Source organism: Marinomonas epiphytica, from assembly GCF_054780655.1.
This window is the reverse complement of the sequence record NZ_BAAGVX010000029.1, coordinates 27896-52711: the sequence shown is the minus strand read 5'-3', so window position 1 is coordinate 52711 and position 24816 is coordinate 27896. Positions and strand designations below refer to the sequence as shown.

General features: G+C 45.7%; 22 protein-coding genes and 1 other RNA gene. All 23 read left to right on the top strand.

The window, feature by feature from the left end:
* Nucleotides 1-15 precede the first annotated feature (15 nt).
* Complete coding sequence (mutL, locus tag ACYVGZ_RS08405) at nt 16-1935, top strand: DNA mismatch repair endonuclease MutL (RefSeq protein ID WP_460753887.1); 1920 nt, start codon at nt 16-18, stop codon at nt 1933-1935.
* A gap of 1 nt (nt 1936) precedes the next feature.
* Nucleotides 1937-2869 carry a tRNA (adenosine(37)-N6)-dimethylallyltransferase MiaA gene (gene miaA, locus ACYVGZ_RS08400; protein WP_460753884.1) on the top strand — a complete coding sequence of 311 codons (933 nt, stop codon included), beginning with the start codon at nt 1937-1939 and terminating at the stop codon, nt 2867-2869.
* 88 nt (nt 2870-2957) lie between these two features.
* A complete protein-coding gene (hfq, locus tag ACYVGZ_RS08395; RefSeq protein WP_460753881.1) occupies nt 2958-3200 on the top strand; it encodes an RNA chaperone Hfq in 243 nt (80 codons plus the stop codon).
* 35 nt (nt 3201-3235) lie between these two features.
* Nucleotides 3236-4525, top strand: coding sequence for a ribosome rescue GTPase HflX (gene hflX / locus ACYVGZ_RS08390; RefSeq protein WP_460753878.1), 1290 nt, complete (start codon nt 3236-3238; stop codon nt 4523-4525).
* Nucleotides 4526-4570: 45 nt separating this feature from the next.
* On the top strand, nt 4571-5812 hold the full coding sequence (gene hflK, locus ACYVGZ_RS08385; protein ID WP_460753876.1) for an FtsH protease activity modulator HflK: 1242 nt from the start codon (nt 4571-4573) through the stop codon (nt 5810-5812).
* The gene (hflC, locus tag ACYVGZ_RS08380; RefSeq protein ID WP_460753873.1) at nt 5812-6681 is read left to right on the top strand and encodes a protease modulator HflC; all 870 of its coding nucleotides are present in this window, start codon (nt 5812-5814) and stop codon (nt 6679-6681) included. The genes hflK and hflC overlap by 1 nt, the downstream gene beginning before the upstream one ends.
* Before the next feature lie 114 nt (nt 6682-6795).
* Nucleotides 6796-6993, top strand: coding sequence for a DUF2065 domain-containing protein (locus ACYVGZ_RS08375; protein ID WP_460753871.1), 198 nt, complete (start codon nt 6796-6798; stop codon nt 6991-6993).
* A gap of 13 nt (nt 6994-7006) precedes the next feature.
* Complete coding sequence (locus ACYVGZ_RS08370; RefSeq protein WP_460753868.1) at nt 7007-8182, top strand: ATP phosphoribosyltransferase regulatory subunit; 1176 nt, start codon at nt 7007-7009, stop codon at nt 8180-8182.
* A 34-nt stretch (nt 8183-8216) separates the two neighbouring features.
* Complete coding sequence (locus tag ACYVGZ_RS08365) at nt 8217-9518, top strand: adenylosuccinate synthase (RefSeq protein WP_460754142.1); 1302 nt, start codon at nt 8217-8219, stop codon at nt 9516-9518.
* Between the two features lie 212 nt (nt 9519-9730).
* On the top strand, nt 9731-10429 hold the full coding sequence (locus ACYVGZ_RS08360) for a response regulator transcription factor (RefSeq protein WP_460753865.1): 699 nt from the start codon (nt 9731-9733) through the stop codon (nt 10427-10429).
* A 6-nt stretch (nt 10430-10435) separates the two neighbouring features.
* On the top strand, nt 10436-11743 hold the full coding sequence (locus ACYVGZ_RS08355) for a sensor histidine kinase (RefSeq protein WP_460753862.1): 1308 nt from the start codon (nt 10436-10438) through the stop codon (nt 11741-11743).
* A gap of 62 nt (nt 11744-11805) precedes the next feature.
* An RNA gene (gene rnpB / locus ACYVGZ_RS08350) (RNase P RNA component class A) lies at nt 11806-12151 on the top strand.
* Nucleotides 12152-12461: 310 nt separating this feature from the next.
* Nucleotides 12462-12917 (top strand): division/cell wall cluster transcriptional repressor MraZ, encoded by a 456-nt coding sequence (gene mraZ / locus ACYVGZ_RS08345; protein WP_460754140.1) that lies wholly within the window; start codon nt 12462-12464, stop codon nt 12915-12917.
* On the top strand, nt 12914-13852 hold the full coding sequence (gene rsmH, locus ACYVGZ_RS08340; RefSeq protein WP_460753860.1) for a 16S rRNA (cytosine(1402)-N(4))-methyltransferase RsmH: 939 nt from the start codon (nt 12914-12916) through the stop codon (nt 13850-13852). The genes mraZ and rsmH overlap by 4 nt, the downstream gene beginning before the upstream one ends.
* Nucleotides 13845-14126, top strand: a complete 282-nt coding sequence (ftsL, locus tag ACYVGZ_RS08335; RefSeq protein WP_460753857.1) for a cell division protein FtsL — start codon at nt 13845-13847, stop codon at nt 14124-14126. Before rsmH ends, ftsL begins: the two co-directional genes overlap by 8 nt.
* Nucleotides 14123-15886, top strand: a complete 1764-nt coding sequence (locus ACYVGZ_RS08330; protein WP_460753855.1) for a peptidoglycan D,D-transpeptidase FtsI family protein — start codon at nt 14123-14125, stop codon at nt 15884-15886. The genes ftsL and ACYVGZ_RS08330 overlap by 4 nt, the downstream gene beginning before the upstream one ends.
* The gene (locus ACYVGZ_RS08325; RefSeq protein WP_460753852.1) at nt 15887-17347 is read left to right on the top strand and encodes a UDP-N-acetylmuramoyl-L-alanyl-D-glutamate--2,6-diaminopimelate ligase; all 1461 of its coding nucleotides are present in this window, start codon (nt 15887-15889) and stop codon (nt 17345-17347) included.
* The gene (locus ACYVGZ_RS08320; RefSeq protein ID WP_460753849.1) at nt 17337-18683 is read left to right on the top strand and encodes a UDP-N-acetylmuramoyl-tripeptide--D-alanyl-D-alanine ligase; all 1347 of its coding nucleotides are present in this window, start codon (nt 17337-17339) and stop codon (nt 18681-18683) included. Before ACYVGZ_RS08325 ends, ACYVGZ_RS08320 begins: the two co-directional genes overlap by 11 nt.
* A gap of 15 nt (nt 18684-18698) precedes the next feature.
* Nucleotides 18699-19781 (top strand): phospho-N-acetylmuramoyl-pentapeptide-transferase, encoded by a 1083-nt coding sequence (gene mraY, locus ACYVGZ_RS08315; protein ID WP_460753846.1) that lies wholly within the window; start codon nt 18699-18701, stop codon nt 19779-19781.
* Between the two features lie 10 nt (nt 19782-19791).
* A complete protein-coding gene (gene murD, locus ACYVGZ_RS08310; RefSeq protein ID WP_460753843.1) occupies nt 19792-21144 on the top strand; it encodes a UDP-N-acetylmuramoyl-L-alanine--D-glutamate ligase in 1353 nt (450 codons plus the stop codon).
* Complete coding sequence (ftsW, locus tag ACYVGZ_RS08305; protein WP_460753840.1) at nt 21141-22337, top strand: putative lipid II flippase FtsW; 1197 nt, start codon at nt 21141-21143, stop codon at nt 22335-22337. Before murD ends, ftsW begins: the two co-directional genes overlap by 4 nt.
* A complete protein-coding gene (gene murG, locus ACYVGZ_RS08300; RefSeq protein ID WP_460753838.1) occupies nt 22324-23397 on the top strand; it encodes an undecaprenyldiphospho-muramoylpentapeptide beta-N-acetylglucosaminyltransferase in 1074 nt (357 codons plus the stop codon). Before ftsW ends, murG begins: the two co-directional genes overlap by 14 nt.
* Nucleotides 23394-24815 carry a UDP-N-acetylmuramate--L-alanine ligase gene (murC, locus tag ACYVGZ_RS08295; RefSeq protein ID WP_460753835.1) on the top strand — a complete coding sequence of 474 codons (1422 nt, stop codon included), beginning with the start codon at nt 23394-23396 and terminating at the stop codon, nt 24813-24815. Before murG ends, murC begins: the two co-directional genes overlap by 4 nt.
* Nucleotide 24816 lies beyond the last annotated feature (1 nt).

Genomic DNA, 24816 nt, shown 5'->3' with positions numbered 1-24816 from the left:
TTTCATAGGTATTTCATGCAAAGAATTAATCTCTTATCACCACGCCTAGCCAACCAAATTGCAGCGGGTGAGGTAGTGGAAAGGCCTGCTTCCGTAGTGAAGGAACTGCTGGAAAACAGCTTAGATGCGGGCGCAACTCAGCTTGATATTGATGTCGAGCAGGGTGGGGTGAGGCGAATCAAGATACGCGATAATGGTGCAGGTATATTAAAAGATGATTTGTCTTTGGCGCTAAGTCGCCATGCGACCAGTAAAATCATTACCTTGGATGATCTCGAAGCTGTTTCTACGTTGGGGTTTCGTGGTGAAGCCTTAGCCAGTATTAGCTCAGTTTCACGTTTGCATTTGACGTCTCAGGCGCAAGACGTGCAAGAGGCTTGGCGAGTAGAGGCGGAAGGTAAAGATATGGCGACCGTGGTGAGGCCAGCTTCTCACCCCCAAGGTACCACCATTGATGTGCGAGACTTATTTTTTAACACGCCAGCAAGACGCAAGTTCTTACGTACTGAGAAGACCGAGTTTGCACACCTAGAAGAAGTCGTGAAACGTTTGGCTTTGAGTCGTTATGACGTGGGGTTTCGACTAAGTCATAATAGCAAGCAGGTCTATGATTTACGTCCTGTCACCGACCAGCTTCATGCTGAACATAGATTGGCCACCTTGTTAGGGAAAAAATTCATAGAAAATGCCTTAACTCTGGATGTTGAAGCGGCGGGTTTGCGTTTATGGGGGTGGATTGGATTACCAACTTACTCTCGTTCACAGGCCGATTTGCAATACTTTTTTGTCAATGGTCGAGTGGTGAAAGACAAGCTGGTGGCCCATGCGGTTCGTCAGGCTTATAGAGATGTGCTTTATAATGGTCGTCACCCGACCTTTGTGTTGTATCTAGAACTAGACCCTGCCACAGTTGATGTGAATGTGCATCCAACGAAGCATGAGGTGCGTTTTAGAGACGGTCGTTTGGTACATGACTTTTTGTTTAGTAAAATCCATAAGGTCATTGCAGATGTTCGTCCAGAGTCAGACTCGAGCCCGACGGCAGAACAATTTGCTCCAGATGTTCAGCAAGATGAAATAAAAGATCAGTCCAGTTTGCCATTGTCTAATCGTTCAGGGGGAATGGACTGGATGAGGGCGAATCCTCAAGCACCCGCTCAGGGAGAAGTGCGCGGCCAGCTGGAGGGGATGCAAGCGCTGTCCAATTATGCGGAACACTATACCCAAAGCCAGGAAGAGGTGGACCGTGAAACGGGAGAGGTTCGAGCTATTGCGCCTGTTGTTCAGGCTAGCCACTTTCAGGTGGCCGAGTCCGAGAGTTTTACGCAGCTTGAATCTGCAAGCCAAGATGTGCCGCCACTTGGTTTTGCGGTCGCTCAGTTGCACGGTGTCTACATACTGTCCCAGAGCGAAAAAGGCATGATTGTCGTGGATATGCACGCCGCTCATGAGCGTATTGTTTATGAACGTATGAAAACAGCCTTCTACCAAAAGAACATCGTTGCACAGCCTTTGCTTGTGCCCATTAATATTGGTGTCTCCCAGAGCGAGGCTGATTTGGTGGAAGAGAACGGCCAGGTGTTTGAGTCTTTTGGTTTGCGCGTGGAGCGTTCAGGGCTAGAGAGTGTCATGGTTCGTGAAATTCCTGTGATTCTCATGGGGTGTGATGCAGAAAGCTTGGTGCGAGACATGATTAGCGACCTATCTGAAAATGGTATTTCAGACGTATTGGAAGCGAGAGCAAATGAACTGATGGCAACCATGGCGTGTCATGGTGCTGTTCGCGCGAATCGTAAGTTAACCATTGCTGAAATGAATAGCTTGCTTAGAGATATGGAAATGACCGAGCGTAGCGGGCAATGTAATCATGGCCGACCTACATGGACGCAAATGACCATGTCTGATTTGGATAAACTCTTCCTGCGAGGGCGATAAAATGACTAAACCAACGGTTGTTTGTTTAATGGGGCCCACGGCGTCAGGGAAAACGGGCTTGGCAGTAGAGCTTGCAGAACACCATAACTTTGAAATCATCAGTGTGGATTCGGCATTGGTTTATAAAGGGATGGACATAGGAACGGCCAAACCCGATGCTGAGCTGTTGGCCCGCGCCCCCCATCGTTTAATAGACATTATTGAGCCTACTGAGGCGTATTCAGCGGCTGACTTCATGGACGACGCGTTGGTGCATGTTGATGAAATAATAGCACAGGGTAAAACGCCATTGTTGGTTGGCGGTACCATGATGTACTTTAATGCTTTGCAGAAGGGGTTGGCGCAAATGCCCAAGGCCAGCCCAGAGGTGCGAGAGCAGATTGAGCAGGAAGCGGCTCAGTCAGGTTGGGAGGTGCTGCATGAAGAACTGGCTCGCATTGACCCTGAATCCGCCCAGCGTATTCACCCAAATGATCCCCAGCGTCTACAGAGGGCATTAGAGGTGTACCGTTTAACCGGGAAAACCATGACCCAATGGTGGGCAGAGCAAGCACAGCAAGCCTTGCCCTTTAATATGGTGAATATGGCGGTAATGCCCCAAGAGCGTAAAGTGTTGCATGAGCGAATAGAGCTAAGGTTTATGCAAATGATGGAGCAAGGTTTTCTGCAGGAAGTGGAGGCCTTGTACCAACGTGGTGATCTCACCATTGAAATGCCCTCTATGCGATGTGTAGGGTATCGTCAGTTATGGCAATATTTAGAGGGTGCAGACTCTCTAGATGATGCTATTTTTAAAGGGGTGGTTGCTACACGCCAATTGGCTAAACGGCAATTAACCTGGCTAAGAGGCTGGGAAGATCTGCAAATTTTCGACAGTTTGTCGAAAGATCTTTTGCCAGAAGCCTTGAATTATATAGAAAGCAGAATTATATAAGGGGAAATGGACTAAAACTTGGTGTATCATCTACCATATTGTTTTACCAAGACTTCTACTGTTATTTACCTCAATTAAGGAGATTCCAATGTCAAAAGGGCAATCTTTACAAGACCCTTATCTAAATGTGTTACGCAAAGAAAGAGTACCAGTGTCTATCTTTCTTGTGAACGGCATTAAACTTCAAGGCCAAATTGAATCTTTTGATCAATTTGTCATCTTACTAAAAAACACAGTAAGCCAAATGGTTTACAAACACGCCATTTCAACGGTTGTGCCATCCCGCACAATTCGCATCCCAACTGATTTGACGGAAGAAACCGCTGAATAGTTTGGACTTGAAAGGGCAAACAGAGGAAATGTATATTGTTTTTTGAACGCCCTGAGAGTGGTGAAGTAGCTGTATTGGTTCATATTAATTTTAGCGATCAAAGCGAGAATTATGGGCCGGAAGAGTTTGTTGAACTTGCCATTTCAGCCGGTGCTGACCCAGTTGCGGTAGTGACTGGGTCGCGCCAACGAGCCGACTCGAAGTATTTTGTAGGCTCGGGTAAGCTGGAAGAGATAAAAGAAATCGTACAGAGAGAAGAAGCGCAAGTTGTGCTTTTTGATCATGCTTTATCCCCCTCCCAAGAAAGAAATCTAGAGCATGAGCTGCAATGTCGAGTGTTAGACCGCACGGGTTTGATACTGGATATTTTTGCTCAGCGCGCTCGTACTCACGAAGGTAAGTTGCAAGTTGAATTAGCGCAGTTACAGCATATGTCGACGCGTCTAATTCGGGGCTGGACCCACTTGGAACGCCAAAAAGGTGGTATCGGTATGCGTGGGCCAGGTGAGACCCAGCTAGAAACCGACCGTCGTTTATTGCGTGAGAGAATCAAATCCATTCAAAAAAGATTGGATAAAGTGAATACTCAGCGAGACCAGAGTAGACGCTCTCGTTCTCGTTCGGATATGCCTACAGTCTCTTTAGTAGGGTATACCAATGCGGGAAAATCTACACTTTTTAACCGTGCAACGGGAGCAGAAGTGTTTGCTGCTGATCAATTATTTGCTACCTTGGACCCAACGTTAAGACGCTTGGACATGGAGCAAATCGGCACGGTGGTGCTTGCGGATACTGTGGGTTTTATTCGCCAATTGCCGCACCGATTGATCAAGGCCTTTCAAGCGACCCTGAAAGAGTCATCCGAAGCTGATTTATTGTTACATGTGGTGGATGCCGCTGACATAGCACGAGATGAAAATATCTCTCATGTGGATGCAGTATTGGAAGAAATAGGCGCTAACGAAGTGCCTGTTTTAAAAGTATTTAATAAAATTGATGCCATGGAAACCGCTGAGCCGCGTATCGACAGAGATGCCGACGGTGTGCCAGTAAGGGTTTGGTTGTCTGCCCGAGAAGGGCAGGGGATCGATTTGCTAAAACATGCTATTGCGGAAATTTTAGCGCAGGATGTGTTAGAAGAAACCTTGTGTTTGCCATCTGAGTTAGGGCGCCTTCGAGCCATGTTATTTGAGCATGGTGCAGTGCGTTCTGAAACCTTTGATGAACAAGGTCGATCAGTTTTAAAAGTCTTGTTGCCAAAGAAAGATTATTTGCAAATACTGGCGCGAGTTGGTGTTTCGGAAAGTCAAATTATGGCGGCATAGGAATGCTTAACCAGTTTATTATTAGAAAACGAGTGGAGATGTAGTATGGCCTGGAATGAACCGGGTAATAACGACAATGACCCATGGAATCCGGATAAAAAACGCGATACAGGGGCTCAGCGCCCTGATGATGGTCGCGAAAAGGAGACCAATAATGATCCTTGGGGACGCAAGTCCGGTGGTCGCGATCAGGGGCCGCCTGACCTAGATGAAGCGTTTAAAAAGCTCATGGACATGGTGGGTGTTAAGAAAACGCGTAAAGGTGGTTCTGGTGGTGATTCTGGTTTCTCCGGTAAAATGGGAGGTGGCCTAATTGCCGTTTTGTTAATTGCTCTGATTGCTTTGTGGGCAGCCACAGGGGTTTATCAGGTTGACCAACAAGAGCGTGGTGTTGTGCTGCGTTTAGGTAAATATCATTCTACTGTGATGCCTGGTCTACACTGGAATCCACCAATGATCGATCAGGTGACCAAAGTTAACGTAACGAAAGTACGTTCTCTGGATCACAAAGCGCTTATGCTGACTTTGGACGATGCCATTGTTGAAGTGGGTGTTTCGGTTCAATACTCCGTTAATAACCCGAAAAACTTCTTGATCAACGTGCGTAGCCCAGAAGAGTCCTTGGCACAAGTCACTGAGAGTGCTTTGCGTCATGTAGTAGGTAGCTCTGAGATGGATCAAATTCTGACTGAAGGTCGTGAGCTTTTAGCAGAAGAAGTAAAAACCCGCATGCAAGGTTACATCAGTGCCTATGGTACGGGTTTGCTGATCTCTAAAGTCAACGTAGAGAACACTCAGGCTCCAGACCAAGTGCAAGAAGCGTTTGATGATGTAATTAAAGCGAAAGAAGATGAATTACGTGTTCGTAACGAGGCTGAGTCTTATGCTAACGGCGTAATTCCTGAAGCGCGTGGTCGTGCTCAGCGTATTCGTGAAGAAGCAGAGGCTTATCGTTCTGAAATTGTGGCCCGTGCAAGTGGTCAGGCAGATCGTTTTGATCGCTTATACCGCGAGTATGAAAAAGCGCCTGAAGTGACTCGTCGTCGTTTGTACATTGAGACAATGGAATCGGTTTATCAAAATGCTAATAAAGTGGTTGTAGATACCGAAGGTGGCAATAATATGATGTATTTGCCATTAGACCAGTTGCTTAAGCAAAATGCTGGCAATGCTCAAAATGCAACGAACGCATTGGGCTCGGCAGACATTAATGCGCTGACCGATCAAGTGATCAGTGAGTTGCGTAAACGTCAGTCCACGACAGTTCGTAGAGAGGGGAGAAACTAATGAAAGGCTTATCTTTTGCGGCTTTGATCCTTCTTCTAGTGGGTGTCTTAGCGGCCTCGCAAACTCTTTATGTGGTAAACGAAACCGAGCGAGCTGTGGTGCTCAAGTTTGGTGAAATCGTAGATGCCGATGTGAAACCAGGTTTGCACTTTAAATTACCAGTCATGAACGAAGTTAAAAAGTTTGATGCGCGAATTCTTACAATGGATTCTCGTCCTCAGCGTTATTTAACACAGGAAAAGAAAGCGGTTATCGTGGATTCCTATGTTAAATGGAAAATTGACTCAGTTGATAAGTTCTACCAAGCGACTTCTGGTGATGAAGTGGTCGCTAACCGAGTGTTATCGTCTCGTGTCGATACAGGGTTACGTAACCAGTTTGGTGAGCGTACCATGCACGAAGTGGTTTCCGGTGAGCGTGATTCTCTAATGACGGAACTGCGTGATGACTTAAACGAAGTTGCGCAATCTGAACTGGGTATTAGTATCGTTGATATTCGTGTTAAGCGAATTGACTTGCCACCTGATGTGAGTGAGTCGGTTTATCAGCGTATGCGAACTGAACGTGAGCGTGAAGCTCGTGAGCACAGGTCGAAAGGTTTGGAGCTTGCTGAGGGTATCCGTGCCGATGCAGACCGCCAAAAAGTAGTACTAGAGGCTGAAGCTCAACGAGATGCTGAGATGATTCGCGGTGATGGTGATGCGCAAGCAGCAGCCATTTACTCAAATGTTTATACTCAAGATCCTGAATTCTACGAATTTTACCGCAGTTTGCAGGCATATCGTCAGAGCTTTGAAGGTAACAACGACTTATTTGTCTTGAAACCTGATAATGAGTTCTTCAAATACCTAAATGGTGCGACGAACTAACAGGAATATTCGTTAATAATCCAGCATGGGTCTATTTGTTGAAATAGGAAACATGTTATTATTACACAAACCGGGCGCTGCCCGGTTTTTTAATGGTCATAACAAAGAGAGTTTATGCAGGAATTTTTGCAGGCGCTGCTTGTTGGTGTCAGTCTATTGTTGATCGCAGAAGGGATATTGCCATTTTTGGCTCCACATTTTTGGAGAGAAATAATGGCTAAAGCTATGGCAAGTTCCGATACGAATTTGCGTATTCTTGGTGCGGTTAGTATGTTCCTTGGCTTAATTCTCCTTCTGTTGACTCGCAGTTAAGAGGAAAGATTTAATGACACTAGCAGATCGTTGGTTGCTTCCAGATGGTGTAGATGAGGCTTTACCGGAAAAGGCCGAAAAAATTGAACATCTTAGAAGGACCCTGCTGAACCTCCATGAAAGTTGGGGATACCAACTTGTAATCCCTCCTCTCCTAGAATACCTCGATTCCCTGTTAACTGGGGCAGGCTCAGATCTTGAACTGGAAACAATTAAAGTAACGGATCAATTGTCGGGTCGCTTAATGGGTATTCGCGCCGATTTTACCTCCCAAGTTGCTCGTATTGATGCTCATTGCCTAAAAGAAGAAGGTGTGCAGCGTTTGAGTTACTGTGGAACAGTTTTGCGTACTGTTCCTTCTGGCTTAGATGGGACTCGCTCTCCTATTCAGTTAGGGGCTGAGATCTATGGTCACGGCGGGGTTGAAAGCGATATTGAAGTCTTGTCTTTGATGTTGCAAACCTTATCTACAGCGGGCTTAAAAAATCTGGTCTTAGACTTAGGTCATGTCGATATCGTTAAAGGCGTGATTAGCGCTTGTGAATTAAGCGATGTTGAGCAGGCTAAACTGACGGAGCTTTACAAGGGTAAAGATTTGCCGGAACTTGATCGCTATGTTGCATCTCTTGCACTGAATAGTGAGCAAGCCAGTTGGCTTACCGCTTTACCTCGAATGTGTGGGGGTATTGAGGTGCTGGATAAAGCCAAAGCTCAGTTTTCTAAAGTCAGTAAAGCCATTGAAGAAGCCTTAGAATTGTTAGCGCAAGTAAGTACTACGATTACTGATCGTTTCCCTGGGTTAGGTTTGCATTTTGATCTAAGTGACATGGTGTCTTATAGCTACCATACTGGCTTGGTGTTTGCGGCTTACTTACCAGGGCATGGAAATGCGATTGCCCGTGGCGGTCGTTATAACAATATTGGCGAAGTGTTTGGTCGTTCACGACCTGCAACAGGCTTTAGTACGGATGTGAAGGCATTGGTTGGCTTGGTAGATCAAGAAATATCTCAACCTTCAGTGGTCTTGGCGCCAGCTTGTACTTCGGAAGACTTATGGCAGGCAGTGAATGCTTTGCGTGCAGAAGGGTATCGAGTAATCGAAGCCTTAGATGGGGGCGCTTCTGTTAGCGCTGATTTTTCTTTGGAAAAAGTTGACCAAACTTGGCAGCTGATTCCGCAAGAGAAGTAATTTTTTTAGAACTACTTAAATGAGACCTGAAATTATGGGTAAGAATGTTGTTATTCTAGGCACTCAATGGGGTGACGAAGGTAAAGGTAAGGTTGTTGACCTGCTAACAGAAGATGTTGCTGCGGTTGTTCGTTTCCAAGGCGGTCACAACGCGGGCCACACCTTGGTGATCGATGGCAAAAAAACAGTTTTGCATTTGATCCCATCCGGTATCTTGCGTGATGGTGTGCAGTGCATCATTGGTAATGGTGTTGTGCTTAGTCCTGATGCCTTGCAAAAAGAAGTGCTTGAGTTATTGGAGCAGGATGTTCCTGCTGTAGAGCGTTTGAAAATTAGTGCTGCTTGTCCCTTGATCTTGCCTTACCACATTGCGATGGATCAAGCCCGCGAACAAGCGAAAGGTGAAAAGAAAATTGGTACGACGGGACGTGGTATTGGGCCAGCTTACGAAGACAAAGTAGCGCGTCGTGCTATTCGTGTAGGTGATCTATTAGACGCTGAGCGTTTTGCTTGTAAATTGAAAGAAGTGCTTGAGTATTACAACTTTGTACTAACTAATTACCATAATGTAGACCCAATTTCTTACGATGAAGTGTACGAGCGAGGCCTAGAAATGGCTGAGTTCTTGCGTCCAATGGTGACAGATACAATTGGTCTTTTGCACGATCTCCGTAAGTCAGGTGCCAACATTATGTTTGAAGGTGCTCAAGGTTCATTGCTTGATGTGGATCACGGTACTTACCCATATGTTACCTCTTCTAACACAACGGCTGGCGGTGCCCCTGCAGGTACAGGTTTTGGTCCTTTATACCTAGATTATGTATTGGGTATCACCAAGGCCTACACCACTCGTGTTGGTTCAGGTCCGTTTCCAACGGAGCTATTTGATGAAGACGGTGAGCGTCTTGGTACTCGTGGCCATGAATTTGGTGCGACGACAGGTCGTTCACGTCGTTGTGGTTGGTTTGATGCGGTGGCGTTACGTCATGCGGTGCAAATTAACTCAGTTTCAGGTATGTGCTTAACTAAACTTGATGTACTAGACGGGTCGTCTGTCATTAAAGTGTGTGTGTCATACACAGATGAAGCAGGCAACCCAGTGGCCGGTTCATTGGTAGACAGCGAAGGTTACGAAAAAGCGAAGCCAGTTTACGTTGAAATGCCTGGCTGGACTGAGTCAACTGTAGGTGCGGAAAGTTTTGAAGCCCTACCTAAAAATGCTCAAGACTACATTCGTTTCTTAGAAGAGCAGGTTGGTGTACCTGTTGATATTATTTCAACAGGCCCAGATCGCAATGAAACTATCGTATTGCGTGACCCTTTTAAACAAGCATAATGTTTAAAGTCCAATGAAAAAACGAAAACCGCATTACTGAATGCGGTTTTTTTTTCTTTACAAAGTCTATTTTGAATAAATAGCGTAGCGGAATGCGAAAAGACTGTAAATAGATTGAAAAGAGCGATTTGTCCTTTAATTCAATCGGGTAATATTTACATTAACTGTTTGTAAAGCAAAATATTTAACTTTGAATTATCAGGAATATAAATATGGTTAAGTTACTATTAGCAGATGACGACGCTCGTTTATCGGATTTAATTAAAGATTATTTTGATGGCGAAGGGTACGAAGTCACGCACGCTTGGAATGGTAAAGAAGCCTTAGCGTTAATGGCGGAAAGCACGCCTGACATTGTTATTCTTGATGTCATGATGCCAGAGCTAGATGGCTTTGAAACCCTAAAACAAATTCGTACTAAAAGCTCTATTCCAGTTATTATGCTGACTGCCAAAGGGGATGATATTGACCGCATATTAGGTCTTGAAATGGGCGCGGACGATTACTTGTCAAAACCATTTAATCCACGTGAATTGTTGGCTCGAATAAAAGCCATTTTACGTCGTGCTAGCCAAGAGAAAGAAGAAGACAATACTTCTGATATTGAGCTTGCAGGTGTATTAATGCGCCGTAAGAATCGCACTGTCTATTTGGAAGGTGAGTTGGTTGAGCTTACCAGTTCTGAATATACCTTGTTAGAATGCATGTTAATGGTGCCTGGGCAGGTATTAACAAAACAAGAGTTATCTGAAAAAGCGCTTGGTCGAAAGTTGACCATGTATGATCGCAGTTTGGATATGCACATTAGTAACTTGCGTAAGAAAATTGGCAACCTAGAAAATGGCGAGCCGAGAATAAAAACGGTGCGTGGTGTAGGCTATATCTTTGTATCAGAAGAAGACGACATTTAATCTTATATGAAAAATACTTTTCTACGCGTTTTTCTTGTCATACTGCTTTCTAATATCGTCGTTGTGAGCCTTGGTTTAATGACGGTTCAATTTGTGCAGAACCGTAATCAGGTCTCTTCTAGTGTGTTGGGAGATGTGGGCGTTCAGCTTGTTTCTGGTTATGAAAAGCATGGTTTGGAGCACTTGCGGGCAGAGGCAAATAAGGCGGAAAAAAAGTTATTTGGTCGTATCTATCTGTATAAGGAAAATGGCACCACTTTATTAAAGCCTCTACCGAGGGATATACGTCAAGGTGCGGCCGAGAATGGCCGAGCGGCTTTGGCGGCAGATGTGCTCAATAGTCAGTTTATCCAAGTGGTCGGCAGTGAGAATGTTCAGTATTTGATGATTTTCAAGCCCAACCCTAAAATCGATGCCCTTGCGCCTGAGTTCTTTATTGCTTTCTTGTTGCTGGGACTGTTGGTGTCCAGTGGGATTCTAGCGTATTGGTTGTTGGGGCCCTTGTTGAAATTGCAACGGGTGGCACGCAGCTTTGGCAAGGGTGATATGTCGGTGCGTGTGGAAGGTGGATTGGCTCGACGGAATGATGCGATTGGTAAGCTGGCCCACGAATTTAACGAAATGGCGGAGCGTATAGAAGACTTGCTGTCTTCGAAAGAGCGCTTAATGCGCGATGTTTCCCATGAATTGAGAACACCCTTAGCTCGAATTGAAGTTGCCTTGACCATTGCGGAAGATAAGCACGGCGAAAAGCAGCAAGAAAAATACCTAGACCGTATACGTACTGAGTTGCATGAGCTCGATGAGCTCATTGGTCAGGTGCTTAACTTGAGCCGTCTTGAGGAGTCTTCTTTGAAAAAAGAGAAGATGCAACTGCAAGAATGGTTGGATGAAATTGTGGCGGACGTCAATTTCGAGAGCCAACTTAAAGGGATCTCTGTTTCCAAGGTTGGTGATAAGCCAGAGAGCATGGTGGGCGACCCTTTGCAGCTTCGTCACGCTATTGAAAATATTCTGCGCAATGCATGTTGTTATGCATCAGACGGCGGCTTGGTTGAGGTAGTGACAGAGCAAGTGCAGCAGGAAGTGCTGATATATGTCCGGGATAATGGGCCAGGTGTAGAAGAAGAAAAACTGGACAAAATCTTCCATGCTTTTTATCGCACCGATGAGTCCAGAGGTTCTTCAAAAGGTGGTTTTGGTGTGGGAATGACCATAGCTCAGCGTATTGTCAGAGCACACAAAGGTGAAATTAGTGCTAAAAATCGTCCGCAAGGAGGTTTAGAGGTCTGTTTTCGTTTGCCTGTGACCTAAATTACAGAAAAGGGCCATAAACTACTTGTTATTCTATGTACGCCTAGGTAGGATTCACGCCGCAAGTTGGCCAGACAGTCGCCGCCTCTATGAGGGGGAGGAAAGTCCGGGCTTCGCAGGGTAAAGTGCCAGGTAACGCCTGGGGGGCGTGAGCCTACGGAAAGTGCAGCAGAAAATATACCGCCTAAGCAGTTTACTGCCGGTAAGGTTGAAATGGTGCGGTAAGAGCGCACCGCGCGACTGGTAACAGTTCGTGGCATGGTAAACCCCACTTGAAGCAAGACCAAATAGGAACTCATTGGCGTGACCCGCGCTGAGTTCGGGTAGGTTGCTAAAGACGTGCAGTGATGTACGTATTAGATGAATGGCTGTCCACGACAGAACCCGGCTTATCGGCCAACTTGCTTTTCTTCTCCCTTTTGTGCTTTTTGTTTTGTTCTGCCCAGTGCTGCCTTTGTCGTTCCATTCTTAATGCTAGAAGCAAGCAAGTTAATCGTTCTTTCCCACTTCGTCCCACTTTTTATGTGTCTGCTGTGTTGTTTTGCCTTTTATTCTTTTTTTCTCTTCGTTTCTTAATATTTCGACTGCTTGCTTCTGTCTTAATGTGTAATCGAGGGCAGCTTTTTGCCTAATTTTGCCTTTTTTGCAAATTCTTTTTACCTTTTTTGAAGAATGGTGTTAAATTGTGGGATAAAGTGTCGATAAGTGGGATATGAGCTTGTTTCGAGGGATTCATCAGGTCAGTGCAGATGCTAAGGGGCGTATGTCGCTCCCAGCCCGCTTGCGCGATGAATTAGCTCAATACGATGATGAAGGTGTTGTGGTAACCATAGACCCTGTGTCTCGCTGTCTACTGCTGTACCCCGTCGTTGAGTGGGAACAAATACAAGCCAAGCTAGATAAATTGCCCAGCTTTCAACCGCAAGCTAGGCGATTACAGCGCTTATTAGTGGGGCATGCTACAGACTTAGATGTAGACAAAGCGGGGCGAATTTTATTGCCTGCGCCATTACGTGAGTTTGCTAAGTTAGATCGCAAGTTAACGATTCTAGGTCAGGGTAAAAAGCTCGAAATCTGGAGCCAAGCAGAGTGGGAAGCTCAGCGAGAAGATTATTTAGCAGAAGATGCATTAGACGACTTACAACTTGAAACCATGATGGATATATCTCTATGACAAACCCAATGGCTGAACACATTAGTGTCATGCTGAATGAATCGGTAGATATGTTAGTGACAGATGCTGACGGATTCTATGTAGATGGGACATTTGGTCGCGGAGGCCACACAAGGTTGGTCCTAGATAGGCTGGAAAAAGGCCGTTTGCTGGGATTTGATAAAGACCCAGTCGCCATTGGTTTTGGTCGTGCGCTAGAGCAAGACGACAGTCGATTCCAGATAGTACAAGACAGTTTTGCCGCTATGTCAGAGCACATCCCCAGCGTCTTTGGTGTCGATAAAGTGGATGGCATTATGATGGACCTAGGGGTCTCATCTCCACAACTTGATGATGCCGAACGTGGCTTCAGTTTCATGAATGATGGCCCATTGGATATGCGCATGAACCCTGATAAAGGGCAGAGTGCAGCAGAGTGGATTGCCGTGGTCGATGAAAAAGAGTTGGCTGATGTCATGTACCAATATGGCGAAGAGCGTTTCTCTCGTCGTATTGCTAAGGCAATTTGTGACTACCGTTCACACACCCCCATAGTCTCCACATTGCAGTTGGCAAAAATTGTTGCTGAAGCCAATCCAGCTTGGGAAAAGGGTAAAAACCCTGCAACTCGTGCATTCCAAGGTATTCGAATTCATATCAATAATGAATTGGGCGATCTAGAAGTGGGTTTAGAAGCGGCAACGCAAGCGCTGAAAGTAGGCGGCCGATTGGTCGTAATCAGCTTTCACTCTCTAGAAGATCGCATGGTAAAGCGCTTTATGAAACTTAAGTCGAAAGGGCCTGAGCTACCACGCCATTTACCCATTCAAAATGCGCATTTAGATATTAAGTTTAAAACCGTGGGTAAGGCTATTAAGCCTTCAAAATCGGAAGTCAGTGACAATGTTCGATCTCGCAGCGCCGTGTTGCGAGTGTTGGAGAAGATCAGTGATTAAGAAGGTGAAATTCTCTCTTGCAGCTTATGTAGGAGGAGTTTTTATCTTGGCAGTGGTATCCATTGCTGTGGTGATACAGGTGTATCAATTTAGAAAGGATTTCTCGCATCTTCAGGTATTGAAGAAGGCTGAAATTAATTACGAAGTAACTTGGGGGCAGCTGTTGTTAGAGCAAAGTGCGTTAACACAACCTGGCCGTTTAGAGCAGTATGCAATTAAAGATTTAAACATGCATGCGCCCACGCAAGATGAACTCATAATAGTGAAACCATGAAACAAGATAACGGATTAATTCACCCAGGAAAATGGCGCTTTGTTTTTATATATGGTGCTGCGCTTTGCCTCTTTTTGGTGGCGGGTTGGCGCTTATTTCAATTGACTGTACTGGATAAAGAATTCTTGCAAAACCAAGGTGAGATTCGTGCTGTACGTACGGAGGCTATACCTGCTACCCGAGGCATGATTCTGGATCGCCGTGGTGAGCCTTTGGCCGTCAGCACACCTACTTGGACCATAGTGGCAAACCCTAAAGCCTTGTGGAAAATGGATTACGATCCAAAGACAGGTGAAGGTCCTGAGCAAGAAATTGAACGATTAGCTCAGGTGATGGGAGTTGGTACCGCCTGGTTGCGTGAACGCTTTGAACGAAATAAGTCTCGCTCTTTTATGTACCTAAAGCGCCAGCTTCCTCCACACGAGGCTGACGTGATCATGGCGGCAAAAATAGAAGGGGTCACTAAAACTAAAGAGTACAAGCGCTTTTATCCAGCGGGTGAAGTCGCCTCTCATGTGGTGGGTTTTACCAATATCGACGATAAAGGCCAAGAAGGCATTGAGCTGGCTTATGACAGCGCCCTGCAAGGTCAGTATGGTAAACGTACGTATGTAAAAGACTTAAGAGGCAATATTATCCGTGGAGTCGGCGAGGAAGTCGCCGAAAAACCAGGTGACAACATTGAGCTGAGTATTGATTTACGCCTGCAGTATTTAGCCTACCGAGAGCTGAAAGCAGCGGTAACCGAACATAGAGCAACTTCTGCTTCGGCAGTAATACTGGATGTGAAAACAGGCGAAATTCTTGCCATGGTTAACCAGCCTTCGTACAACCCTAATGACCGCTCGGAGCTGGCCTATGAAGAGTTAAGAAACCGTGCGGTGATTGATTTGTTTGAGCCAGGTTCTACCATGAAGCCTTTTACTATTTCTACGGCTCTAGCATCCGGTCAATATACAACGGAAACGCAAATTAACACCGCTCCTGGTTACATGCGTTTCGGGCGTTTTACCATTCGTGATGCAACCAATTACGGAACGATTGACCTTGAAAAACTGCTGATTAAATCCAGTAACGTTGGCTCCTCTAAGATTGCCTTATCTTTGCCGCAAGATGCGATTTGGAACATGGACTATGAGCTGGGTATTGGCTCGCCAGTGGGTATTGGTTTCCCTGGTGAGGCCAGTGGGGTATTGCCTTCACACCCTAAATGGCACCCTTCTGAACTTGCCACGCTTGCTTACGGTTATGGTTTATCTGTTTCCACATTGCAATTGGCGCAAGCTTATATGACATTGGCAAACGATGGTTACAAGGTACCGGTAACTATTTTTAAACAAGACATTCCGGGCGCTGGTAAGCAAGTTATCCCGACAGGCGTTTCGAAAGATGTGGTAAAAATGCTTGAGGCGGTCGTGCAGAGAGGGTCTGGCAAAGCTGCAAAAATTCCAGGTTATCGTGTCGCAGGTAAAACAGGTACCGTCCATAAAGTTGGATCAAAAGGTTATGAGTACGATCAATATATCGCACTTTTTGCAGGTATGGCGCCGGCTTCTAATCCACGATTAGCGATGGTTGTGATGGTGAATGACCCGAAAGGTCGAGAGTATTATGGTGGTGAGGTAGCCGCCCCTGTGTTTTCACGTGTTATGGAAGGTGCCTTGACTACTTTGAATATATCGCCTGATTTACCGGAAGGTTTACGGGAAGTACGAGTGGACAAAAAAACGATTCCCTATCAGGTGGCACAAGGAGGATAAATGCTTCAAATACCCCATCAAGAACTCCTCGAACTGGCAGGGCTCTCTTATGAGAGTGACCTGCCAGAATTGTTTTATACCCATATAGAAACAGACAGCCGAAAAGTAACCTCTAAGGCTGTTTTTTTTGCGCTACCCGGTGTGTCTAGTCAAGGCTGGGATTACTTGCAGCAGGCCGCAGAAAACGGGCTAAAAGTTGCAGTTGTGCCGAAAGGGTTGGGGTTGGCCGTGACAGGGTTGACCTTGCTGGAGGTGCAAGATCCTAAAGCGTTAATGCTGGCATGTTTAGAGCGTTATTGTGGTGCTTTACCTGCCCACCTAGTGGCGGTAACGGGGACCAACGGTAAATCCTCTATTTGTTATTATCTGGCGCAACTCGCTCAGGCAGTTGGTATGCACAGTGGTTTAGTAGGGACCTTTGGAATAGGTCAGCTCGATAACTTACAAGAAGCAAGCCAAACCACGCCAGACCTTTTATCCATGCATAAGACTTTGCGCGTAATGGCTGAAGAGGGGGTGAATTTCGTATCCTTCGAGGCTTCTTCTCATGCGCTAGACCAAGGTCGCATAGACGGCTTACCCTTTGCAAGCGCGGTGTTTTCAAATTTGACTCGTGATCATCTGGATTACCATGGGGACATGGCAAATTATGCTGAGGCAAAAAGAAAGCTGTTCGAATTTGAAAGTGTCAAACGAGCGGTGTTCTGCCTTGATGATAACTATGCTCACTTTATGAGTGAAACAACACGTGCTGAGCGAATTTTTTATAGTCAGCAAAACGATCAAGCCCAGTTCTTTGCAAAAGGGCTGATTTTTAAACCCACTGGTTGTGAGTTCTCTTTACTGACTCCAGAAGGTGAGTGTAAAGTTTTCTTGCCTTTGTTAGGCTTGTTCAATGTACAAAATGCCCTTGCTGCTTTGTCTGCACTTTGGGATAAAGTGGCCGATAAAGCCTTGCTGATATCGGCTCTTGGGCAACTGCAAGGTGCACCAGGTCGGATGGAAAAAGTGGAGCGTGAAGGAGCTCCATTGGTGGTAGTGGATTACGCTCATACTCCAGATGCGTTGAGTGTCGCTTTGCAAGCCGTCAAATCCCATTGTGATGGCCAATTATATTGTGTGTATGGTTGTGGCGGTGACCGAGACCGAGGTAAACGTCCTCTGATGTCGCAAGCTGCTCTTGCGGGTTGCGACTTTCCTGTTTTAACCAGTGATAATCCAAGAACCGAATCCGTCCAACAAATTCTAGATGATGCGTTAGTGGGTGTAGATGTTACTGCAATCAAAGTGATTGCCGATCGTCGTCATGCCATTGAGCAAACGATTAAAATGGCAGGACCTAACGATGTGGTGTTGATCGCTGGTAAAGGTCATGAAAATTATCAAGACATTGAAGGGGTTAAGCACCACTTTGATGACCGAGAAGAAGCCCAAAGGGTGCTAAATAATTATGTTGGTTAACTTGTTATTAAGTCATATTGCTGATGTTTGCCAAGGGGAGTTGGTTGGCCCAGATCAGCTGGTTGAGCATGTTGTTACCGATACTCGTAAAATCACCGAAAAAAGCTTGTTTATTGCTTTGGTTGGAGAGCGCTTTGATGGTCATGACTACGCTCAAGACGCTTTGGAGCAAGGCTCTGTTGCGGTGCTCTCACAGCAAGATTTAGCCATTACTTGCTATGTTAAGGTGGAAAATACCGTGACCGCATATGGCCAATTGGCACGCTATATTCGAGATCAATTTACGGGACCAGTTGTCTGTATTACGGGAAGCAATGGTAAAACAACTGTAAAAGATTGGTTGGCTCAGTCTGTTGCTGATAAAACTGTGTTAAAAACCCTCGCCAATTTGAATAACCAAATAGGTGTGCCACAAACTTTATTTGGTTTGCGGCCTGATCACGAGTTAGCCATCGTGGAAACGGGTACAAGCTACCCCGGGGAAATTGAGCGTCTTGCCAGTATTGCTCACCCAGACGTGGTGATTCTAACCAATGCAAGTGGTAGCCATTTTGAAGGTTTTGGAAACCTTCAAGGTATAGCAATAGAGAAAGGTCAGTTGATCTCTGGGAGTCAGCCGAATGCAGTGGTAGTGCTCAACCGAGATGACGGTTTCTTTGATTACTGGCATAACTTAGCACAAGGTCGGAAAGTGTTGGCATTTGGCTTTACTAATGCCGCGGACTTGTGGGCGGATGAGGTCGCTCTGGCAGGCGACTACAGTGATGTAACCTTGCACTATGATGGCTTATCAGAACAAGTGCGAGTAGCAATGCCAGGTAAGCATCAGATCGCTAATGGAATGGCGATAGTATTGGCTATGTTGGCGTTGGGGTACGAGTTTTCTGTAGCGGTGCAGCAATTATCAAAACCCAGTGTGGTGGCAGGGCGATTAGAGAGATTGTGCACAAAAAATGGAGCTCTATTGATCAATGATTGTTACAATGCTAGCCCATCGTCTGTGGAAGCGGCAATCGATGTTTTGGTGATGCAAAATGCTACTGGATCCTGGTTAATTTTAGGTGCACTAGGTGAGCTAGGTGATCAATGGCAAGAAATTCATGCGGCTTTAGGTCGCTATGCTGCTTCAAAGGGCGTAAAGAATTTAGTGTGTGTTGGTGAGGTAGCAGCCATTGCTGGTCGCGCTTTCGAACAGAGTGGTGGCAAGGCGGTGTTTTGTCACAATCACCAAGACGCCGCTAAACAAGTGCAAGAACTCAATGAAAATCATGCCATTTTAGTGAAAGGCTCACGCTCCGCTAAAATGGAAAATGTTATTAAGGCATTAATTAATTAAGGACTATCCTTACCAATGTTGCTTCTGCTAACCGCTTACTTAAGTAAGTACTTTACATTCTTCTCAGTATTTAACTATCTCTCTTTAAGAGCAATTTTAGGGGTGTTAACCGCCTTAGCTATTTCATTGCTTATCGGCAATAAAGTAATCGTGCTTTTGCAGCGCTTGCAGATTGGTCAGGCGGTTCGTGATGATGGCCCTCAGTCTCACTTAAGCAAGGCGGGTACACCAACAATGGGTGGTGCGCTGATCATTTTCTCTATTGCTATCAGTACTTTGCTATGGGGCGATTTGAGTAATCAGTATGTTTGGGTTGTGCTATTGGTGATGCTGTCCTTTGGGTTGATAGGTTGGGTAGACGATTACCGCAAAGTGGTGGAGAAGAACCCACGTGGCTTGCCCGCTAAGTGGAAATATTTGTGGCAAAGTGTGTTTGGTCTGGCAGCGGCGGTGTATTTGTTCTTTACTGCCAGCACGCCTGCAGAAACGGCCTTGATCGTACCTCTGTTTAAAGATGTCGCCATTCCTTTAGGCTTCTTCTTCATTGTGTTGACTTACTTCGTTATTGTCGGGACCAGTAATGCGGTTAACCTGACAGATGGCTTAGACGGATTGGCAATAATGCCCACGGTAATGGTAGGCGGAGCGTTAGGTGTGTTTGCTTACCTTACCGGTAATATTCGCTTTGCAGATTACCTACTAATTCCCTATGTGCAAGGTTCTGGAGAATTAATAGTCTTCTGTGCGGCGCTTGCCGGAGCTGGCTTAGGCTTTTTGTGGTTTAACACTTATCCTGCGCAAATTTTTATGGGGGATGTCGGGTCATTGGCGTTAGGTGCTGCCTTAGGTGTCATTGCCGTGATTGTTCGCCAAGAGCTTGTGCTGTTCATTATGGGTGGGGTCTTTGTAATGGAAACCGTATCGGTTATTTTGCAGGTCGCCTCATACAAGTTGACCAGGCGACGGATTTTTAGAATGGCGCCTATCCACCACCACTTTGAATTGAAAGGTTGGGCGGAGCCAAAGGTGATTGTACGTTTTTGGATCATCACGGTTTGTTTGGTGTTAATTGGCTTTGCTACGTTAAAAGTTCGATAGGTGTATAGACATGTCGTTAATTAGTTCCGATCGTATTCGTGCCGTGGTTGGGTTAGGGGTGTCTGGCTTATCTTGTGTGCGTTTTTTAGCCGAAAAAGGGTTGGATTTTTTTGTTGTCGACTCCCGTCCTAACCCTCCCGGTTTAGAAGAGGCGAAGGCATTTTGTCCCCCTGAGCGAATTCATACCGGAAGTTTAGACGTACTCGAAAGCTTGGGTGTGACTGAGCTTTTTGTGAGTCCTGGTATTCCATTAAGCACGCCGATATTACAACGTTTGGCTGAGCGTGGTGTGGCCATGCGTGGTGACATTGATTTGTTTCGTGAATATGTGAAAACGCCTTTTGTCGCTATTACGGGTTCTAATGCAAAAAGTACGGTCACTACTTTAGTGGCAGAATTGCTCAACGCTAGTGGTAAAAAAGCACTAGCTGGTGGGAACCTTGGGTTGCCAGCGTTAGACCTACTGGCTGAGTCTGTAGACTTTTACGTTCTAGAGTTATCCAGCTTCCAGCTGGAAACCACACCCGCCCTACAAGCCGATCTTGCTTGCCTTTTAAATGTGTCAGAAGACCATATGGATCGCTATCAAGATTTATATGAGTACCAACGGACAAAACAACGAATCTATCGTGGTTGTAAAGCGGCTGTGTGCAACAAGCAAGATATCCTAACGGCTCCCTTGCTGGCTGAGAATACCCCGGTTAGAGCGTTTACAACCAAAAGTCCTGATCTAAAAGAATTTGGACTTCTTCCAGACGAGCAGGGTGCTTGGTTATGTCGAGGGGTGGAGCGTCTTTATCACACATCTGACATTAAGTTGAAAGGGGCTCATAATCACGCAAATATTTTGGCGGCCTTAGGGATTCTTGAGCTTCTCGGAGTGTCCATTAAATCAGCAGAAATCGCCGCTACATTGGCAGAGTTTTCTGGTTTGCCACATCGTTGCCAAACCACTCGAACTTTAGAGGGTGTAACCTATATTAATGATTCTAAAGGCACGAATGTTGGGGCAACACTTGCGGCCTTGGAGGGCTTGGGGGATAAATCGCGTCGACATATACACCTTATTTTAGGTGGTGAAGGAAAGGGTGCTGATTTTCGTTCCTTGAAGAAGCCCATCAGTGAATTTGTCCAAACACTCTATTTATTTGGTCGCGATGCTAAACTGATTGCTGAGGCGTTAGCGGGAGCCAATGTAGACATGCAATTTTTCCCCAATTTGGAAAGCATTGTTGAAACGGCCCGTAGCCATGTGGAGTCAGGTGATTTAGTGCTATTTTCACCCGCTTGCGCCAGTTTTGATATGTACCAAAGCTTTGAGGCAAGAGGGGATCATTTTCAGCAATTGGTACATGCTCTATGAATGTAATGGCCTATCTTGACCGGGTGTCACTGCGTGAATTTCAACGAGTGGATCCTTGGTTTTTGATTGCGACAGTGGCTATCTTGGCGTTGGGTATTGTGATGGTGGCCAGCGCTTCCATTTCTATCTCCGTTAGTTCCTATGGTCACCCCTTCTTCTTTATGGGGCGCCAATGTCTTTATTTGGTTCTCGGTTTGATCTTTGGCTATATGATGTTGTCTTTGCCCACTCAGCAACTGCAAAAGTGGGGTATTTGGATGATGTTGCTCTCTTTCGCATTGCTGGTGTTGGTATTAGTGCCAGGTATTGGTAAAAGTGTGAACGGCAGCCAGCGTTGGATCAATCTTGGCGTGTTTAACCTGCAGGCCTCCGAAGTCGCGAAAGTCTGTATGGTAGTGTACATTTCAGGCTATCTTGTTAGACGAGCTGATAACCTGCGTAAGGGTTGGGTTGGCTTCTTGCTGCCTTTATCGTTGAGCATTGTTTTTCTTGTGTTTCTGCTGCTAGAGCCAGATTTTGGCGCTTCCGTTGTGTTGTTAGGAACCGTTATGGCGTTGCTGTTTTTGGGGGGCGCGCCTTTGTATCAGTTTATTGTTTTAGTTACCCTTGCGCTCATCGCTTTGGCAGCAGTGGCAATGGGGGAGAGTTATCGGGTAAAGCGTTTAACTAACTTTCTAGACCCTTGGGCTAACCCTTTCAGTGAGGGGTACCAATTGAGTCAAGCACTTATCGCTTATGGGCGGGGTGAATGGTTTGGTCTTGGCCTGGGGAATAGCGTTCAAAAACTGTCTTACCTTCCAGAAGCCCACACAGACTTTGTGTTCTCTATATGGGTGGAAGAAACAGGTCTTGTTGGTGGTCTGCTACTGATTTCCCTATTCGCTTTATTGGTCAGTCGAATATTTAGAATTGGACATAAAGCCTTGGCGTTATCCCGTCCTTTCTGCGGTTATATGTGTTTTGGCTTTGCCATATTGATTTTAGCTCAAGTGATTATCAATGTAGGGGTAAATACAGGCTTTCTACCAACCAAAGGATTAACGCTACCATTAATTAGTTATGGTGGTAGTAGCCTGATCATTACCTTGGGCAGTTTGTTTGTCGTGGCCAGAGTAGATGTTGAAAATCGTCGATTGTTGGCGACCGAATCGTTAGAAGATACAGTAAAAGGTAGTGTGAATGTCGGATCTTAAAAAAGTCGCCATTATGGCTGGAGGAACAGGAGGGCACATCTACCCTGCTCTTGCTTGTGCGCATGCCTTTACCGATCGTAATGTTGAAGTGCAATGGCTTGGCTCTAAAGGTGGCATGGAGGAAAAGCTCGTTCCAGAGCAGGGCTTTAAAATGCATACCTTGTCGATTAAAGGGGTGCGTGGTAAAGGAGTGTTAGGACTTATTGCTGCGCCCTTTAGAATATTGCATGCCATTGGGCAAGCGGTCGCCATTTTACAGAAAATGAAGCCCGATGTGGTGTTAGGTATGGGGGGCTTTGTTGCCGGACCAGGTGGTATCGCCGCTAAGCTGTTGGGTATTCCTTTGGTGATTCATGAGCAAAATGCCATTGCAGGCACCACGAATCGTTTGTTAGCCAAGGTCGCCAATGTCAAGCTGCAAGCCTTTGATCAAGCTTTAGACGGAGCCATGCATGTAGGAAACCCTATCCGCAAGGATATTTTGCGCCAGTTACACAGGCCATCAAGGCTAGACAAAGCGAGACCCTTAAAATTACTGGTGGTCGGTGGCAGTCTTGGTGCAAAAGCGATTAATGATTTGGTGCCGCAACTGTTAAGTCAGTGGCCGCATTCCCAGCGTTTGGATGTTTGGCATCAAACGGGTGTGAGAAACCATCAAGAAGTCATGTCACAATATGCTCAACTAGAAGTTGAAGCTCGTGTTGAGCCTTATCTAGAGAATATTAATCAGGCTTATTATTGGGCTGATATGGTGCTGTGCCGAGCAGGGGCTATGACGGTTAGTGAACTAGCGGTTGCTGGCTTGCCTGCTATTTTTGTGCCTTATCCCCATGCCATAGATGATCATCAAACAGCCAACGCCCGCTATTTAGAAAAAGTCGGTGCGGCTTATTTGTTGCCTCAGCCAGAGTTGAACGTAGAAAAGGTTATGGCTCTGCTGACTGAGCTAATTGAAAACGACGAAAAATTATTAGAGATGGGTGATAAAGCCAAAATGGTTGCTCATCCAAACGCCACTCAAGATGTGGTGATGCATTGTTTAAGGTTGATGAAAGTATGATAGAAACAAAGACTCAGTATGATATTCCGGCCATGCGTCGTATTCAAAACATCCACTTTATCGGTATTGGTGGGGTAGGTATGTGTGGCATTGCTGAAGTGCTGCATAACCAAGGTTATCAGGTGTCAGGGTCTGATTTGAATGCTTCTGCAACGACTCAGCGCCTGGAAGAGTTAGGAATAAAAGTCTATTTGGGTCACCAAGAAACCAATGTGTATGAGGCGCATGTTATAGTTGTGTCTACTGCCATCAACGAAGAAAACCCAGAAATTATTTGGGGTAAAGAGCACCGTATTCCTATTGTAAGAAGGGCGGAAATGCTAGCGGAGCTGATGCGCTATCGCCACGGAATAGCGGTTGCAGGAACGCATGGTAAGACCACTACCACCAGTTTAATGGCGTCAGTATTGGCGGCAACTGGTGAAGCGCCTACTTTTGTGATTGGTGGGCGTCTTACGAGTGCGGGCACAAATGCTCAGCTTGGCAGCAGTTCTTATTTGGTAGCAGAGGCCGACGAAAGCGATGCTTCTTTCCTTCATTTGCAACCTCAAACGGTCATAATTACCAACATAGATGAAGATCACATGGACACCTATGGTGGGGATTTCGAAAAGGTTAAGCATACCTTTGTGGAATTCGTACATAACTTGCCTTTCTATGGTTTGGCTGTGCTTTGTGTTGACGATGAGAATGTAAGGGAGATCCTGCCTTCTTTGAGTCGCCCAGTATTGACCTATGGTATTGATCAGAAAGCAGATTTTTATGCGACAGATATTGTTCAAAAAGGCCGTTTTTGTGAGTTTTTAGCTCATCGCCCTGAAGGTGAACCACTGAAAATTCGTTTGCCTATGCCTGGGCGTCATAATGTATTGAATGCACTGTCTACAATTGCGGTGGCAACGGACTTAAATGTAGACGATGCAGCAATCCAGCTTGGCTTAATGGGCTTCGAAGGGGTGGGGCGTCGCTTCCAAGAGCAAGAGCCGCTTAGTATTGCTGATGGCTCGCAAGTGATGTTTGTAGACGACTATGGCCATCACCCGAGTGAGGTGCTAGCAACCATAAAGGCGATTCGTGCTGGTTGGCCTGAAAAGCGTTTGGTGATGGTGTATCAGCCTCACAGATACTCACGTACCCGTGACCTGTACGAAGACTTTGTGCGAGTTTTATCAAAGGTTGATGTCTTGCTCTTGTTGGATGTTTACGCCGCAGGTGAAGCCCCAATAAATGGTGCAGATAGCCGATCTTTATGTGGCAGTATCCGTCAATTAGGCTCGGTTGACCCTATTCATATTGCGGATGTAGAGGATCTTAACTCGATCCTTAAGAATATTTTACGTGAAGGTGACCTCTTGATTACTCAGGGGGCTGGTAACATAGGTAATCTTTCTAAGAAACTGTCTGAGGATGGGATTTAAT

Bases quoted from the DNA above. Each gene is read 5' to 3' on its own strand.
- ACYVGZ_RS08375 (WP_460753871.1), top strand. From the start codon at position 6,796: ATGCAGGAATTTTTGCAGGCGCTGCTTGTTGGTGTCAGTCTATTGTTG.
- miaA (WP_460753884.1), top strand. From the start codon at position 1,937: ATGACTAAACCAACGGTTGTTTGTTTAATGGGGCCCACGGCGTCAGGG.
- murD (WP_460753843.1), top strand. From the start codon at position 19,792: ATGTCGTTAATTAGTTCCGATCGTATTCGTGCCGTGGTTGGGTTAGGG.
- ACYVGZ_RS08325 (WP_460753852.1), top strand. From the start codon at position 15,887: ATGCTTCAAATACCCCATCAAGAACTCCTCGAACTGGCAGGGCTCTCT.
- hflC (WP_460753873.1), top strand. From the start codon at position 5,812: ATGAAAGGCTTATCTTTTGCGGCTTTGATCCTTCTTCTAGTGGGTGTC.
- murC (WP_460753835.1), top strand. From the start codon at position 23,394: ATGATAGAAACAAAGACTCAGTATGATATTCCGGCCATGCGTCGTATT.
- murG (WP_460753838.1), top strand. From the start codon at position 22,324: ATGTCGGATCTTAAAAAAGTCGCCATTATGGCTGGAGGAACAGGAGGG.
- hfq (WP_460753881.1), top strand. From the start codon at position 2,958: ATGTCAAAAGGGCAATCTTTACAAGACCCTTATCTAAATGTGTTACGC.
- mutL (WP_460753887.1), top strand. From the start codon at position 16: ATGCAAAGAATTAATCTCTTATCACCACGCCTAGCCAACCAAATTGCA.
- ACYVGZ_RS08330 (WP_460753855.1), top strand. From the start codon at position 14,123: ATGAAACAAGATAACGGATTAATTCACCCAGGAAAATGGCGCTTTGTT.
- ACYVGZ_RS08355 (WP_460753862.1), top strand. From the start codon at position 10,436: ATGAAAAATACTTTTCTACGCGTTTTTCTTGTCATACTGCTTTCTAAT.
- ACYVGZ_RS08365 (WP_460754142.1), top strand. From the start codon at position 8,217: ATGGGTAAGAATGTTGTTATTCTAGGCACTCAATGGGGTGACGAAGGT.
- mraY (WP_460753846.1), top strand. From the start codon at position 18,699: ATGTTGCTTCTGCTAACCGCTTACTTAAGTAAGTACTTTACATTCTTC.
- ftsW (WP_460753840.1), top strand. From the start codon at position 21,141: ATGAATGTAATGGCCTATCTTGACCGGGTGTCACTGCGTGAATTTCAA.
- ACYVGZ_RS08360 (WP_460753865.1), top strand. From the start codon at position 9,731: ATGGTTAAGTTACTATTAGCAGATGACGACGCTCGTTTATCGGATTTA.
- ACYVGZ_RS08320 (WP_460753849.1), top strand. From the start codon at position 17,337: ATGTTGGTTAACTTGTTATTAAGTCATATTGCTGATGTTTGCCAAGGG.
- rsmH (WP_460753860.1), top strand. From the start codon at position 12,914: ATGACAAACCCAATGGCTGAACACATTAGTGTCATGCTGAATGAATCG.
- ACYVGZ_RS08370 (WP_460753868.1), top strand. From the start codon at position 7,007: ATGACACTAGCAGATCGTTGGTTGCTTCCAGATGGTGTAGATGAGGCT.
- hflK (WP_460753876.1), top strand. From the start codon at position 4,571: ATGGCCTGGAATGAACCGGGTAATAACGACAATGACCCATGGAATCCG.